14 protein-coding genes are annotated in these 13559 nt (G+C 61.5%); 9 read left to right on the top strand and 5 right to left on the bottom strand.

Annotated features, from left to right (window positions below):
* Positions 1-34: 34 nt before the first annotated feature.
* From ACEWPL_RS10665 to cyoD, 4 genes are read left to right on the top strand one after another with little or no spacing between them, the layout of a single operon-like run.
* Positions 35-964, top strand: coding sequence for a cytochrome ubiquinol oxidase subunit II family protein (locus tag ACEWPL_RS10665; RefSeq protein ID WP_393934342.1), 930 nt, complete (start codon positions 35-37; stop codon positions 962-964).
* Complete coding sequence (locus tag ACEWPL_RS10660) at positions 964-3066, top strand: cbb3-type cytochrome c oxidase subunit I (protein ID WP_393934472.1); 2103 nt, start codon at positions 964-966, stop codon at positions 3064-3066. Before ACEWPL_RS10665 ends, ACEWPL_RS10660 begins: the two co-directional genes overlap by 1 nt.
* Entirely contained in the window at positions 3066-3683 is a 618-nt protein-coding gene (locus tag ACEWPL_RS10655; protein WP_393934473.1) for a cytochrome c oxidase subunit 3, read from the top strand. The genes ACEWPL_RS10660 and ACEWPL_RS10655 overlap by 1 nt, the downstream gene beginning before the upstream one ends.
* Complete coding sequence (gene cyoD / locus ACEWPL_RS10650; RefSeq protein ID WP_393934343.1) at positions 3680-3991, top strand: cytochrome o ubiquinol oxidase subunit IV; 312 nt, start codon at positions 3680-3682, stop codon at positions 3989-3991. The genes ACEWPL_RS10655 and cyoD overlap by 4 nt, the downstream gene beginning before the upstream one ends.
* A 47-nt stretch (positions 3992-4038) precedes the next feature.
* On the opposite strand, the gene ACEWPL_RS10645 is transcribed toward cyoD, so the two are convergent.
* The 4 genes from ACEWPL_RS10645 to ACEWPL_RS10630 all read right to left on the bottom strand — a co-directional run bounded on the left by ACEWPL_RS10645 (position 4039) and on the right by ACEWPL_RS10630 (position 6531).
* Complete coding sequence (locus ACEWPL_RS10645) at positions 4039-4506, bottom strand: hypothetical protein (RefSeq protein ID WP_393934344.1); 468 nt, start codon at positions 4504-4506, stop codon at positions 4039-4041.
* An 84-nt stretch (positions 4507-4590) separates the two neighbouring features.
* Entirely contained in the window at positions 4591-5130 is a 540-nt protein-coding gene (locus ACEWPL_RS10640) for a YSC84-related protein (protein WP_393934345.1), read from the bottom strand.
* A gap of 140 nt (positions 5131-5270) precedes the next feature.
* A complete protein-coding gene (locus tag ACEWPL_RS10635) occupies positions 5271-5591 on the bottom strand; it encodes a molybdate ABC transporter substrate-binding protein (RefSeq protein WP_393934346.1) in 321 nt (106 codons plus the stop codon).
* Between the two features lie 262 nt (positions 5592-5853).
* Complete coding sequence (locus tag ACEWPL_RS10630) at positions 5854-6531, bottom strand: hypothetical protein (protein ID WP_393934347.1); 678 nt, start codon at positions 6529-6531, stop codon at positions 5854-5856.
* Positions 6532-6865: 334 nt separating this feature from the next.
* Here ACEWPL_RS10630 and ACEWPL_RS10625 point away from each other — a divergent pair, with 334 nt between their 5' ends.
* Positions 6866-8137: an MFS transporter gene (locus ACEWPL_RS10625; RefSeq protein WP_393934348.1), complete on the top strand. Its 1272-nt coding sequence runs from the start codon at positions 6866-6868 to the stop codon at positions 8135-8137.
* Here ACEWPL_RS10625 and bhcR read toward each other — a convergent pair.
* Positions 8125-8979 carry an HTH-type transcriptional regulator BhcR gene (gene bhcR, locus ACEWPL_RS10620; RefSeq protein WP_393934474.1) on the bottom strand — a complete coding sequence of 285 codons (855 nt, stop codon included), beginning with the start codon at positions 8977-8979 and terminating at the stop codon, positions 8125-8127. The two genes, ACEWPL_RS10625 and bhcR, sit on opposite strands and share 13 nt — an antisense overlap.
* Positions 8980-9147: 168 nt before the next feature.
* Between bhcR and bhcA the strand changes: the two genes are divergently transcribed.
* The 4 genes from bhcA (at position 9148) to bhcD (ending at position 13537) form a co-directional block, all read left to right on the top strand.
* Positions 9148-10338: an L-aspartate--glyoxylate aminotransferase BhcA gene (gene bhcA / locus ACEWPL_RS10615; RefSeq protein ID WP_393934349.1), complete on the top strand. Its 1191-nt coding sequence runs from the start codon at positions 9148-9150 to the stop codon at positions 10336-10338.
* Between the two features lie 11 nt (positions 10339-10349).
* The gene (bhcB, locus tag ACEWPL_RS10610) at positions 10350-11300 is read left to right on the top strand and encodes a beta-hydroxyaspartate dehydratase BhcB (protein WP_393934475.1); all 951 of its coding nucleotides are present in this window, start codon (positions 10350-10352) and stop codon (positions 11298-11300) included.
* Positions 11301-11314: 14 nt separating this feature from the next.
* Positions 11315-12478 carry a 3-hydroxy-D-aspartate aldolase BhcC gene (bhcC, locus tag ACEWPL_RS10605; protein ID WP_393934350.1) on the top strand — a complete coding sequence of 388 codons (1164 nt, stop codon included), beginning with the start codon at positions 11315-11317 and terminating at the stop codon, positions 12476-12478.
* Between the two features lie 93 nt (positions 12479-12571).
* Positions 12572-13537 (top strand): iminosuccinate reductase BhcD, encoded by a 966-nt coding sequence (gene bhcD, locus ACEWPL_RS10600; protein ID WP_393934351.1) that lies wholly within the window; start codon positions 12572-12574, stop codon positions 13535-13537.
* The last annotated feature ends 22 nt before the right edge of the window (positions 13538-13559 follow it).

Here is a 13559-nt window from a genome sequence, read left to right as displayed (position 1 = left end):
CTGCTGCAGCCCATCGGGATGTCTGCGTGCCTGTATGGCCGCGCTGCTCCTGACGCTTCTGTCGGGCTGCGCCGGCGACATCTCCTCTTTCATGGATCCTGCCGGCCCGATCGCTTCGGCGCAGCGGACCCATCTGATCCGGGTCGTGGCAATCACCATGGTTGCCATCTTGCCCGTGCTCCTCTTGGTTCCCCTGCTGATCTGGCGCTACAGATACCGCAATACGGCGCGCTATGCCCCCGATTGGGGCTTCTCGAGGCCGCTGGAATTCCTCATGTGGGGCGTTCCGGTTGCCATCGTCGCCGTTCTGGCCGTTCAGCTATGGGCCAGCACGCGCGCTCTTGACCCTTACAAACCGATCGATCTGGCGCAGGCTCAGCTAAAGGTGCAGGTCATCGGGCTCGATTGGAAATGGCTCTTCATCTATCCCGACCTCGGCATCGCCAGCGTGGGCGAGATGGCCTTTCCTGCAGAGCAACCCGTGGCGCTGGAGCTGACCACTGACACCGTCATGCAATCCTTCATGATCGGCGCGCTGGCCGGCCAGGTCTATACGATGCCCGGCATGGAGACACAGTTGCACATCCTGGCGCATCAGCCCGGCACGTTCCAAGGGCAGAACATGCAGTATAATGGCGATGGGTTTGCCCAGCAGAAATTCGACGCGGTCGCGATGATCCCTGCCGATTTTGCGGACTGGGTGGCACGGGTTCGGGCGGACGGTGTGCCGCTTGATACCGGAAGCTATGCCACCCTTGCCCAGCGCACGACCAAGGCCGCGGCGCATGCCGCGCTTGGCACAGACGCAATGCCCGGGGATACGCTTTACTTCCATCCGGTCAATGCCGGGCTGTTTGAGACGGTGATCGGCCGCTACCATCAGGGCCAGAAGCTGGGCCCCGCCGAGCAGCCCGGCGCCCCCGGATATGCCCCGCCCGCGTCAGCCGACGGAGGCCCCGAGTGATGCAGGATCAGGCGACAAGCTGGCTATTGGGGCGGCTCGAGCCGTCGTCATTCTCGATCTGGGAGGCTGTCCAGCATCCCTCCCTGAACCATGCGATCGCGGCGGGCGCCGCAGCGGCCGCGATCATCGGCGCCATCGCCGCGGCGCTTTTCATCATCTGGCTACGCGCATGGAAGCCGCTCTGGCGCGATTGGCTGACCAGCACGGATCACAAGCGCATCGGCATCATGTATATCGTGCTGGCGCTGGTGATGCTGACGCGCGGCGTGATCGAGGGCGTGATCATGCGCGCGCAGCAGGCCCACGGGCTGGGCGGCGGCTTCGTTCAGCCCGAGCATTTCGCCCAACTCTTCAGCACTCATGGCACGATCATGATCTTCTTCATGGGCATGCCGTTTCTGACGGGCATCATCAACTACGTGATGCCGCTGCAGATCGGTGCGCGGGACGTGTCCTTTCCGATGCTGAACCAGATCAGTCTGGGCCTGACCGCCGCTGGCGCTGCGCTGATCATGATTTCACTGGTGGCGGGGGAGTTTTCCACTGGCGGGTGGACGGCCTATCCGCCCTATACCGGCATGGCGTTCAACCCCGGGACCGGGCCGGATTACTGGATCTGGTCGGTCGCCATCGCGGGGCTGGGCTCGACCCTGACGGGCATCAACTTCGCGGTGACGATCTACAAGGAACGCGCGCCCGGAATGCACCTTTTTCGCATGCCGCTTTTTACATGGACGGCGCTTTGCACCGCTATCATCATGGTCTTTGCGATGCCGCCCCTGACCGTTGCGTCGCTGACCCTGGCGCTGGATCGCTACCTAGATTTCCACTTCTTCACCAATGACCTGGGCGGCAACATGATGAACTATGCCAACCTCTTCTGGCTGTTCGGTCACCCTGAGGTCTATATCCTCGTGCTTCCCGCTTTCGGCATCTATTCCGAGGTGATCTCGACCTTTTCGGGCAAGCGGCTTTATGGCTACACGTCGCTGGTCTATGCGACGATGGCCATTGCGGTGCTCAGCTTCACCGTCTGGCTGCATCATTTCTTTACCATGGGCCAAACCGCCAATGTGAATGCCGCCTTCGGCATCGCGACGATGCTCATCGGCATTCCCACCGGGGTCAAGATCTACGACTGGATGGCCACCATGTTCCGCGGGCGGGTGCGGATGACGGTGCCGATGTTCTATGCCACCGGGTTTCTTATCCTCTTCGCGCTTGGCGGGCTGACCGGCATCATCCTGGCAAATCCGACGGTGGATTATCAGGTGCACAACACGGTGTTTCTGGTAGCGCATTTCCACAATGTTCTGATTCCCGGCCTGCTGTTCGGGATGCTTGCCGGGTATACCTACTGGTTCCCCAAGGCTTTCGGATTTCGCCTGCACGAGGGGTGGGGCCGCGCCTCGGCCCTCTTGTGGATCTTCGGCTTCGCGATCACCTTCTTTCCGCTCTACATGCTTGGCCTGATGGGAATGCCGCGCCGCATGGCGAGCTATTCGAACCCGGCATTCGAGCCTTATACGCTGATCTCCGTTATCGGCGCGGCCCTTCTCTTCGCTGCGCTCTGCGCGCTGCTGATCCAGCTTTGGGTCAGCATCCGGTGGCGCGCGGAAATGGCCGCTCCGGTCGGCGATCCCTGGGACGGGCGCACATTGGAGTGGTTCTCGCCCTCGCCGCCGCCCGGCTACAATTTTGCCGTCATTCCGACCGTCGAGGCGCTGGACGCGTTCGCCGTCGAGAAGGCCGGCGGGAAGGCATATCCCATGCCCGCCGCCTTCGAGGATATCGAAATGCCGCGCAACACGGCGCTGGGCATGATCCTGTGCATCGCCGCCACCGGCCTCGGGCTGGCGCTTGTCTGGTATATCTGGTGGCTTGCGATCCTCTGCGCGGCGGCGATCGTCGTCGCCTTCATCGCCCGGACCTTCATCCTCGATACGTCGCGGATCATTCCCGCGGCGCAGGTCGCCAAAGAATACCACGCCTGGCGGGCCGAGATTGACCGGGCGACCGTCACACCGCGCGACGATGAGGTCACGCCCACCAATCGCGGGCGTGCATGGGGCGCGACGACGCAGGCAGGAGGAGCATCGTGATGCAGCATCCGGGCATAAATCTGGGCGCGCATCACGGCGAAGCCCATGAGCAGGCAGAGGTGCCGCTCTTCGGCTTCTGGGTCTTCCTGATGAGCGATTTCATCATCTTCGGATTGATGTTCGCCACCTATGTGACGATGCTGAACCCGATGTCGATGGCGGGCGGACCGGGGCCGAAAGACGTCTTCGATCTGACCAGCGTGCTGATCCAGACGCTGATCCTGCTGACCAGCAGCCTGACCTACGGAATGGCATCGCTTGCGATGCGGCACCAGATACCCCAATCCAAGGTGGCCTTCTGGCTGATCGTCACGCTGATCCTTGGTCTGCTTTTCCTGGCGTTCGAGCTGCGCGATTTTGCCAAGATGTTCGCGATGGACGCCTTGCCTTCGCGCAGCGGCTTCCTATCGGCGTTCTTCGGTCTGGTGCCGCTTCACGGCCTGCATGTTGCCGCCGGGTGCCTGTGGCTGGTCGTGATGCTGGTCCAAATGCGAATGTTCGGGATGATCCCAGCCGTCAAGACGCGGCTGCTCCGGCTGGGCCTCTTCTGGCATTTCCTGGATGTCATCTGGGTCGGGATCTTCTCGATCGTCTATCTTGGGGGGCTGACGCCATGAAAGACGAGGTGGACTACGGGCGCGAACTGCGCGGCTACCTGACCGGTTTCGGTCTGTCCCTGGCGCTCACGCTCGGGCCCTTTGCGTTGGTGGCATGGGGAGCTTTGCCCCGGGCCATCGTGCTGACCCTCATCGGTCTTGCGGCTATTGCGCAGGTTATCCTGCAGTTCCGGTTTTTCCTGCATATCAACCTGTCGCGCCAAAAGCGTGAGGACCTGCATCTGATCCTCTTCTCGGTGCTGCTGCTGGCCATCATGGCGGGCGGGACCATCTGGATCATCGCGAACCAGATGGCGCGCATGGGCTAGGCGCTGTTTGACCGGACCGATGCACGGGGCATCGGACCGGATTGGTTTCAGTCGTTCGAATAAAGCCAGCCCCTCTTCTTGGGCTCGCCAACCGCGTTTGGATAGACGGCATTATACGCCTTGTCTTCGAATGCGGCGAGCTCCCGGTCCACCTGCTCCTGCGCCATGCGCTCATTCGTGAGATGCACGCAATAGGCGGCGATCAGGGCATTCGCCAATTCCGGATCCGTCGCAATCGGAAAGCGCGCGCGAAGGCCAGACACGATGTCCCCAAGGCCCTGATCCGCCGCAACGGTCGTCGCGATGACGTCTCCCAGCTCCGCTAGATCGAGGGTCTCGGAGCTGGCGCCGATTTCGCCATAGACGGGCGCCAGTTTGGGACAGTCTGCGCGGGCTGCGAAAGGCGCCGCCGAGGCGACCACCAGGATCAGGAAACCAGTACCCGCGATCATCGGCCTTAGCGGATCCCGAGCTTCATCGCGGCAGGCTGTGGCGGCGATGTGACAGGTCGACATGAGCCATTCTCCTTTGTTCGAGGTAAATAATTCGCCCCCGCCCCGGCGAAGATGCCGGGAGCGGAACGATGCCAGAGGCGCGGTTCAGCCCTCTTGATCGGGCCAGATACGAAGCACATCCACCGCGATATTGGCATCGAGGCCCCGGCTACCGACGACATAGGTGTAGACGTCCGCCGTGCTCTCGGCCTTCGCGGTCGCGCCATCGACGACGGTGATGCCGGCATCTGCCCCGACGCTCCACTTGCCACTCTCGATTTTCTCAAGCGCTTCGGGAGTTTCGATGACAAAAATGTAGCTCGCCACATCGATGCCCGCCTCAAGGCCCGCCGTCGCCTCGCCAAGGCTATAGTGCCCCGTGACCGCGCCATTCTGGACCAGGGCCCCATGTCCGCCCGCCCCGCCGACACCAAGCTCGACGCTCAGCACATCGGGAAAGACGAGCACGCCCTCGGCATCGAGCTGACGTTCGGCGCAGGACTCGGAAACGTCGATGCAGTTGTTGAGCGCAGCGATCACCTCCTCGTCCAGCTTGGCCATGTCGGCGGCTGACGCGACCGAAGGAGCGGCCAAGGCGAGCGCTAGAAGGACGGGAGCCGATAATTTGGATTTCAGGCTTTGCATGATAGTCTCCTTGCAGGATTTTTCATTTCAGAAGGGTCTGACCCTCATCCCCACTGAAGCATCCCAATTTGCCCCCACGCCGACCCGAAGTTTAAATTTCCGTGAGGTGGCGGCGGTCCGCGCCATGCCCGGATTTGCAGTTAGTCTGCCGGTGCCGGTTCAAATCCATAGTGCGTTATGACCGCCTGACCGGACTCGCTCATCATGTACCCGATGAAAGCCTTGGCCGCTTCGGGATGCGAGGCATCCTTCGTCAATCTTGCGGTATAGGTCACATGCTGGTTCTGGCCCTCCGGCAGTTTCCCCATGCCGATCTTGTCACCGTTCCGCTTTGACTGATATTCAGCCTCGGTCACCCAGACCGGCCCTACATTCGACAGACCAGACATGATCCGCATAGGTGTCTGGCGGTGATGAATATGGGCCAGATAGGTTGTGCCATCCGGTTTTTTCTTGTCCATGATGGCCGCTCTCACACTATCGCCGCCCGCCTAGACATTTCCCTTCTGGATGGGGGTCGCGATCCCTTCCCAGTTCAGATTTCTGACAGACTCGCAGGCTTGATCGGTTTCCCGCCGAACCTTTGGGTGCATGCTCGGAAAGGCAGCGGCTTGGCCGCTCCGCGACATCAAAGGTCAGCGCATAAGGCGCGCGGGCGGATGATCACCACCAAATGAGGGCGGCAGCATGTGGCTCCCGCCCCCTCCGTCCGTGTTAAGGATTCTACATTCCCAGGATCTTGCGCACCTGCGTTGCACGCGCACCTTGATCACGTTGTTCCTGGAAAACCTTCGAAATCGCGGTCAACTGGCCGATTGTCATGTTTTGCGGGTGCCTCGCTTCGATGCCAACGCTTTTAATATCCCGGATCACGGCCATTTCCAGATCGCCATTGGCAGGAACGTCCGTAACGCTGGTCATCTGCGCGGCCGTCCGGGGCGACGCGTCAAGGATCGCCATCGCTTCGGCTTTGTGACGACTCTGATCGCCCGAAGCGAAAACCTTGGACAGTTTCTCGACCGTGCCGAGGCGCAGATCATTGGGGGTCACACCCTCAATTCCGGCAGCTTTCAGGTCCGCACCAACATTGACCCGAACACCTGAAATCACTTGTGCAGGGCTGATCGGTTTGGCCGGCGACCCTGCGATGATCCTTTCTGCAGCCAGTTTCTGGTCGGTCGGGTTGCCTTTCTGCGCGAACACTGCCGACAGCTTGCCGACCTGCTCATAAGTCAGATGCCCAATGTCGGCGTCAGTGACGCCCACCTCCGTCAGCTCATGGCGCAGGGTGTCATTCAAATTATCATAGGCAGCCGTGTCAGCAAAACCCGAGGTAGCGGTCATGATCGACACCAGGGCGGTCGCCATCAATAGCCGGGACAAGCGGGAAAAACGTGTCATTTTCAAACTCCGTGTTTGTATCAAAGCAGGTCTTCCTGCTGCGCAGAGGAGCTTGGCACCGAATGCTCGCAAGCAGTTTGTGCGGGTTTTACAATATCGCAAGGTCGGTCCCGGCACCCGCCCGCACCCATTGCGAAATCAATGCCCAGCCCGACAGGCCACCCCACCGCCCCGGCGCAAGCCCGATCTGCGACCCTGCCGTTGGTCCAGACCTGGAACACTCATGCCATTGATGTGACGTATGCAGCACCATATGAAAGGATCATGCTTCGGCCTAAATGGCCTTCCATGTGGCTGTTCAGCGCAGGGAACAGCAAAAGGCGGATCGCGCAACATGACCATGAAGGATCTCTTCTCTGCCCTTACGGGTGCTGACCGTGACGACATCCGCGAGGGTGAAGCGCACAACGGGGCTGTCCATGTCGTCGCGCTGACGCTGTCCAAGACGGCGGATGCGCTGATCGACCCCAAGCTCGTGCTGTCATGGTTGCTGACGGCGCTGTCGGCGCCGGGGGCGATGATCGGGCTGCTGGTTCCCGTGCGAGAGGCCGGCGCGCTCCTGCCACAGCTCGCCTTCGCACGGAGGGTTGAGGCCAGCCCGCATCGCAAGCGGTTCTGGGCCGCGGGCAGCGCGGTGCAGGGGATCGCGGCGCTCTGCATAGCGGCGGCAGCGCTTTTGCTGTCGAATGCCGCGGCGGGCGCCGTCATCCTGGCCTGCCTCGCGGTTCTGGCGATAGCTCGCTCGGCCTCCTCGGTCAGCTACAAGGACGCGCTCGCGCGGACCATCGTCAAGCGGCGGCGCGGTGCCATCACCGGGCTTGCCGCCTCGCTCGCCGCGGTCTCGGTCTTTGGGGTGGGTGGCCTTATGGCCTCGGGCTTCTTCGAGGTTGCGGTCGCGCCGCTGGCGGCGATCATTGCGATCGGCGGTGCGGCGCTATTGCTTGCCTCGATCATTTTCATGACCTTGCACGAGCCAGACGCGGAGACCAAAAACGAGGACGACGACGGATCGTTCGCGGCATTGGTCAGGCCGATCGTGACCGATGGCCAACTCCGCCTGTTCGTGGCCTCGCGCGCGGCGCTGGCCGTCACGGCGCTGGCGCCGCCCTTTATCGTCATGCTGTCGGCGGCCTCGGGCCGCACGGCGCTGGATCAGCTGGGGCCGCTGGTGATGGCCTCGACGGCGGCTTCGGTGCTGGGCTCTTACGTTTGGGGGCGGCTGTCCGACCGCTCCAGCCGGCAGACGCTGATGGCCGCAGGCGCGCTGGGGGCGGCTGTCTTTGCTATGGTTGGCGGCGTGGGACTCGCGTTTGGCGGTCTCGGTGGAACGCTTGGCGCGGCGGCCGCGATCTTTGCCGCACAGATCGCCTACGAGGGGGTCCGCGCGGGGCGCAAACTGCACCTGACCGACATGGCCGAGGATGCGTTCCGCGCCAGATACACGGCGCTCTCGAACACGCTGATCGGCATCGCCCTTCTGACGGGCGGGCTGTTCGGGCTGGCGGCGGATCACTTCGGTCCGGCGCCGGTGTTGATCGTCTTCGCCCCCATCGCGGCGCTTGGCGCGGTTTTGGCGCGGGGCCTTGAGGAAGTTCAGACGGACTGACGCCCAAGCGCGCTATCGCCGCCGATTGCCGCAGATACCTGTTTTGCCGCAGCGACCACTGACACGCTGAGCGCGTCCACCATTGCCACGCCGATCCGGGAGGTCGGGCCGGACACCGAAATGCCCGCAATAGCCTCGCCGTGAATGTCGAATATCGGTGCAGCGATGCACCGCATCCCCAGATTGCGCTCCTGCTCGTCGATGGCATAGCCGCGTTCCCGAATGGCGGTCAGGTCTGCAAGAAGGGCGTCGCGGTCAGTCAGGGTAAATTCGGTGAACCTCTCCAACGGGGCCTTGGCCAGCAGCTCGCCCAGCCGGGCGGCATCCATTTCAGCCATCAGCGCCTTGCCGATCCCGGATGCATGCATCCGCGACAATGTGCCGGGCGGAAAGAAGGCGCGGATGCTGGCATGGGTTTCGACCTGGCTGACGAAAAGCACGTGATTGCTCTGCTCGATCCCCAGATTTGCGGTTTCGCCCGTTTCTTCCATTAGCCGCCGCAGAAATGGGCGCGCGCGCTCCACGAGGCTGGTGCGCTTGAGAAACCGCGCCCCGATGACGAAGGCACGGGGCCCGACATGCCAGACCTGTTCGGACTTGTCGAATTCCACCAGCCCCCTGCCCTCCAACGTGACGAGGATGCGATAGACGGTTGCCGGCGACTGGACCAGATCGCTAGCCAGTTCCGACAGCGCCTTGCCCTGAGCCTCGCTCAGATACTCGAACAGCTCCATCGCGCGGTCGAGCGATTTGATGGTGTTCTGGGCGGTTTTGTCATCCCAGTCGCGCGGACGGCCGCGAGATCTCCGCCCGCCCCGACCTTCACTGTTTTTCAAAACCATAAGACGCATTCTACTTTGCTTGAAAGACCGGTCCACATTATGAAAAATGTAACGCACTGACAATGTTTGATTTTGCTGACTTTTTCAAAAATGAAAAACGATTTCAAAAAAGTTTCGTAATGCGCGCCGTTCGCCTAGATTGCCTCCAACCTCAAGAAGGAGACCATCATGCGCTTCCAGAACCCAGTCTTCATTCCCGGCCCGACCAACATGCCCGAAGCGATCCGGCAGGCCTGCCAGATGCCGACGATCGACCACCGGTCACCGATTTTCGGGAAAATCCTGCACCCATGCCTTGAGGGCGTCCGCAAGGTGCTGAAATCGGAGAGCGCCCGGATCTTCATTTATCCATCCACCGGCACTGGCGGCTGGGAGACGGCGATTTCCAATACGCTGAGCAAAGGGGACAAGGTTCTGGCGGCCCGCAACGGGATGTTCAGTCACCGCTGGATCGACATGTGTCAGCGCCACGGTCTGGATGTGCAGATCGTCGAGACGCCTTGGGGTGAGGGCATCCCGGCCGACACTTACGAGGAGATCCTGACGGCCGACAAGACTCACGAGATCAAGGCCGTGCTGGTGACGCATAATGAAACCGCGACCGGCGTGACATCCGACATCCGCGGTATCCGCAAGGCCATGGATGCGGCAAACCACCCTGCCATGCTTTTCGTGGATGGCGTCAGTTCCATCGCGTCGATGGATTTCCGGTTTGACGAGTGGGGCGTCGATGTCGCTGTAACCGGTAGCCAAAAGGGCTTCATGTTGCCTGCCGGCCTCGCCATCCTCGGGTTTTCGGAGAGGGCGATCAAGGCAAGCGAGACAGCCACGTTGCCGCGCACGTTCTTTGATATCGAGGACATGCAGAAGAGCTACGACAATAACGGATTTCCCTACACGCCCCCGGTCGGTTTGATGAACGGCCTGAAGCTGTCGCTGGAGATGCTGCTGGACGAAGGGCTGGACAACGTGTTTGCCCGCCACCACCGCATCGCCGAAGGTGTGCGCCGCGCCATTGGTGCATGGGGGTTGGAGCTGTGTGCCGCGTCGCCTGATGTCTATTCCGACACGGTTTCAGCCATCCGCACACCCGAGGGGTTCAATGCAACAGATATCGTGACCGTCGCCGCGAACGACTATGACATGGCATTTGGTGTTGGTCTGGGCGAGGTTGCGGGCAAAGTGTTTCGCATCGGCCATCTGGGATCGCTGACGGACGCGATGATGTTGTCGGGCCTCAGTGTCGCGGAAATGGTGATGGTCGATCTGGGCCTGGACGTGACGCTTGGCTCGGGCGTCGCCGCTGCGCAGGACTTCTATCGCCACGGGTCGAGATCCGGCAAGCGGGCCGCAGCGTGATGTCGGATGCTATGTATATCCCGTCCTTCGAGGATATGGAGGCCGCGCATGAGCGAATAAGGCCGCATATCCGGCGCACTCCGATCCGCACGTCCGCCTATTTGAATGAGCTTACGGGTGCCGAGTTGTTCTTCAAATGCGAGAACTTTCAGGAACCGGGCGCTTTCAAGGTGCGCGGTGCCTGCAACGCCGTCTTCGGTCTGGATGATGAACAGGCGAAACTGGGCGTTGCCACCCATTCCTCCGGCAACCATGCATCCTGCCTGAGCTATGCGGCGATGCTGCGCGGCATTCCGTGCAACGTCGTGATGCCGCGCACGGCACCGCAGGCCAAGAAAGACACCGTGCGGCGGTATGGCGGCAAGATCACCGGATGCGAGCCGTCGACGTCTTCGCGCGAAGAGACCTTTGCCAAGGTGCAGGCCCAAACAGGCGGCGATTTCGTCCACCCCTACAACGATCCGCGTGTCATTGCGGGTCAGGGCACCTGCGCGCGGGAGTTCATCGAGCAGACCGACGGGCTGGACGTGATCATGGCCCCGATCGGTGGTGGCGGGATGATTTCGGGGACGTGCCTGACACTCTCCAACATCGCGCCTGAAACCCGGATCATCGCGGCCGAGCCCGAACAGGCGGACGATGCCTATCGCAGTTTCAAGGCAGGATACATCATCGCCGATGACGCGCCTCAGACCATCGCTGACGGTCTGCTCGTACCGCTGAAGGATCTGACCTGGCATTTCGTGTCGACCTACGTGAGCGACATCCTGACCGCGTCGGAGGAAGAGATCATCGACGCGATGAAACTGACATGGAAACACCTGCGCATCGTGATGGAGGCCAGCTCATCCGTGCCGCTTGCGACCATTCTGAAGAACAAGGAACGATTTGCCGGCAAGCGTGTCGGCGTCATCATCACAGGCGGCAATGTCGATCTCGACCTGCTGCCATGGCTTGAGTGAAAGGACCATATCCTATGAACACGCATGTAAACCTCGAAGATTACGAAGTCGGCTTTGACATTCCGGCCCTGCCCGGCATGGACGAGGCAGACATCCAGACACCTTGCCTGATCCTCGATCTTGACGCGCTTGAGCGGAACATCACCAAGATGGGCGACTACGCAAAGAAGCACGGCATGCGTCACCGCGCGCACGGCAAGATGCACAAATCCGTCGATGTGCTGAAGCTGCAGCAAGCCATGGGCGACGCCATTGGCGTGTGCTGCCAGAAAGTTTCCGAAGCCGAAGTTTTCGTGCGCGGCGGCATCAAGGACGTGATGGTCTCCAATCAGGTCACCGACCCGGCCAAGATCGACCGTCTGGCGCAACTTCCCAAATCAGGTGCGCGTATTCTGGTTTGTGTGGACGACCCCGATAACGTCAAGGCGCTGTCCGAAGCTGCGGTCAGGCACGGCACGCAAATCGAGGCACTCGTTGAAATCGACTGCGGCGCGGGTCGGTGCGGGGTGAGCACGACACAGGATGTCGTGCACATCGCCAAGCTCATCGATGCGGCCGAGGGTCTGAAGTTCGCAGGCATTCAGGCCTATCAGGGGGCGATGCAGCACCTGGACCTCTATTCGGACCGCAAGGAAAAGATGGACGCGGCCATCGCTCAGGTGACGGATGCCGTGAACGGGCTGAAAAGCAACGGTCTGGAATGCGACATCGTCGGCGGCGGCGGTACCGGCTCCTACTATTTCGAGAGTGCTTCGGACGTCTATAATGAGTTGCAGTGCGGCTCCTATGCTTTCATGGATGCCGATTATGGCCGCATCCTCGACAAGGACGGCAACCGGATCGACGCCGGCGAATGGGAGAATGCGCTCTTCATCCTGACCACCGTGATGAGCCATGCCAAAGCCGACAAGGCCATCGTGGACGCAGGGCTGAAGGCGCAATCGGTCGATAGCGGCCTGCCGTTCATCTTTGGCCGCGACGATGTCGAATATCTGAAATGTTCCGACGAACACGGTGTCGTCGCCGATCCGGGTGCCAATCTCAAGGTCAACGACAAGTTGAAACTGGTGCCCGGCCACTGTGACCCGACCTGCAACGTGCATGACTGGTATGTCGGCGTGCGCAACGGCAAGGTCGAGACCGTCTGGCCCGTATCGGCCCGCGGCAAGGCCTTTTGATTCAGCCCTTCCGGCGGCACGTCCCCGCCGGATGCAAAGACCTCTGCGCGCCCGCCGCCCCTGGCGGGGCGCGCACTCAAAAGGATATCCCCCATGTTGATCGTTCCCGAACGTGAAATCGCCGACCTGATGACCCGAGAGGCCGCATTCAGCGCTGTCGAAGGCGTCTTTGCCGCAATGGCCTCGAAAGAGGCCTATAATTTCCCCGTCATCCGCGAGGCGATCGGGCACGAGGATGCACTTTACGGCTTCAAGGGCGGCTTTGATCGACAGGGCATGGCACTGGGCCTAAAGGCGGGTGGCTACTGGCCCCACAACCTTGAAAAGCACAAGTTGATCAACCATCAGTCGACGGTGTTTCTGTTCGACCCCGACACCGGCAAAGTCAGGGCGATTATGGGGGGCAACCTGCTGACCGCTCTGCGCACGGCCGCGGCCTCTTCGGTGTCGATCAAACATCTCGCACGCAAGGACGCCAAGGTCATGGGCATGGTCGGTGCCGGCCATCAGGCCACGTTCCAGTTACGCGCCGCTCTTGAGCAGCGCGACTTCGAGAAAGTCATCGGCTGGAACTATCACCCCGAAATGCTGCCCAACATCGAGAAGATCGCTCAAGAGGCGGGCCTTCCGTTCGAAGCCGTCCCGCTTGAGCGCATGGTCGAGGCGGATGTGGTCATTTCAATCACGTCGACATTCACCCCCAGCATCATGGCCCACCATATCTCTCCCGGCACGCATATCGCCTGCATGGGCACCGATACGAAAGGCAAGCAGGAGGTTGAGGCCGCGCTGCTGGGCCGTGCCACCGTCTTCACCGACGAAGTCGCGCAATCCATCACCATCGGCGAAGCGCAGCACGCGGTCGACGCTGGCGTCATCCGGGCAGAGCAAATCGTTCAGATCGGGGACGTCATCAACGGCACCCACAACGGGCGCAGCTCGGATGATGAAATCACGCTGTTCGACGGCACTGGCGTCGGCCTGCAGGACCTTGCCGTTGCGGCGAGCGTCGTCGATCTGGCCGTGAAGAATGGGGGCGCCATCGAAGTCGATTTCTGATGGGGCCCGGTCGTCGTCGCCG

Origin of the sequence: Roseovarius roseus (assembly GCF_043355935.2) — a bacterium.
Lineage (GTDB): Bacteria > Pseudomonadota > Alphaproteobacteria > Rhodobacterales > Rhodobacteraceae > Roseovarius > Roseovarius roseus.
This window is presented reverse-complemented; position numbering and strand designations above follow the sequence as displayed.

What these genes read in the sequence shown, in the direction of transcription:
- ACEWPL_RS10665 (WP_393934342.1), top strand. Translation starts at nt 35, where the DNA reads ATGGCCGCGCTGCTCCTGACGCTTCTGTCGGGCTGCGCCGGCGACATC.
- ACEWPL_RS10660 (WP_393934472.1), top strand. Translation starts at nt 964, where the DNA reads ATGCAGGATCAGGCGACAAGCTGGCTATTGGGGCGGCTCGAGCCGTCG.
- ACEWPL_RS10655 (WP_393934473.1), top strand. Translation starts at nt 3,066, where the DNA reads ATGCAGCATCCGGGCATAAATCTGGGCGCGCATCACGGCGAAGCCCAT.
- cyoD (WP_393934343.1), top strand. Translation starts at nt 3,680, where the DNA reads ATGAAAGACGAGGTGGACTACGGGCGCGAACTGCGCGGCTACCTGACC.
- ACEWPL_RS10645 (WP_393934344.1), bottom strand. Translation starts at nt 4,506, where the DNA reads ATGTCGACCTGTCACATCGCCGCCACAGCCTGCCGCGATGAAGCTCGG.
- ACEWPL_RS10640 (WP_393934345.1), bottom strand. Translation starts at nt 5,130, where the DNA reads ATGCAAAGCCTGAAATCCAAATTATCGGCTCCCGTCCTTCTAGCGCTC.
- ACEWPL_RS10635 (WP_393934346.1), bottom strand. Translation starts at nt 5,591, where the DNA reads ATGGACAAGAAAAAACCGGATGGCACAACCTATCTGGCCCATATTCAT.
- ACEWPL_RS10630 (WP_393934347.1), bottom strand. Translation starts at nt 6,531, where the DNA reads ATGACACGTTTTTCCCGCTTGTCCCGGCTATTGATGGCGACCGCCCTG.
- ACEWPL_RS10625 (WP_393934348.1), top strand. Translation starts at nt 6,866, where the DNA reads ATGACCATGAAGGATCTCTTCTCTGCCCTTACGGGTGCTGACCGTGAC.
- bhcR (WP_393934474.1), bottom strand. Translation starts at nt 8,979, where the DNA reads ATGGTTTTGAAAAACAGTGAAGGTCGGGGCGGGCGGAGATCTCGCGGC.
- bhcA (WP_393934349.1), top strand. Translation starts at nt 9,148, where the DNA reads ATGCGCTTCCAGAACCCAGTCTTCATTCCCGGCCCGACCAACATGCCC.
- bhcB (WP_393934475.1), top strand. Translation starts at nt 10,350, where the DNA reads ATGTATATCCCGTCCTTCGAGGATATGGAGGCCGCGCATGAGCGAATA.
- bhcC (WP_393934350.1), top strand. Translation starts at nt 11,315, where the DNA reads ATGAACACGCATGTAAACCTCGAAGATTACGAAGTCGGCTTTGACATT.
- bhcD (WP_393934351.1), top strand. Translation starts at nt 12,572, where the DNA reads ATGTTGATCGTTCCCGAACGTGAAATCGCCGACCTGATGACCCGAGAG.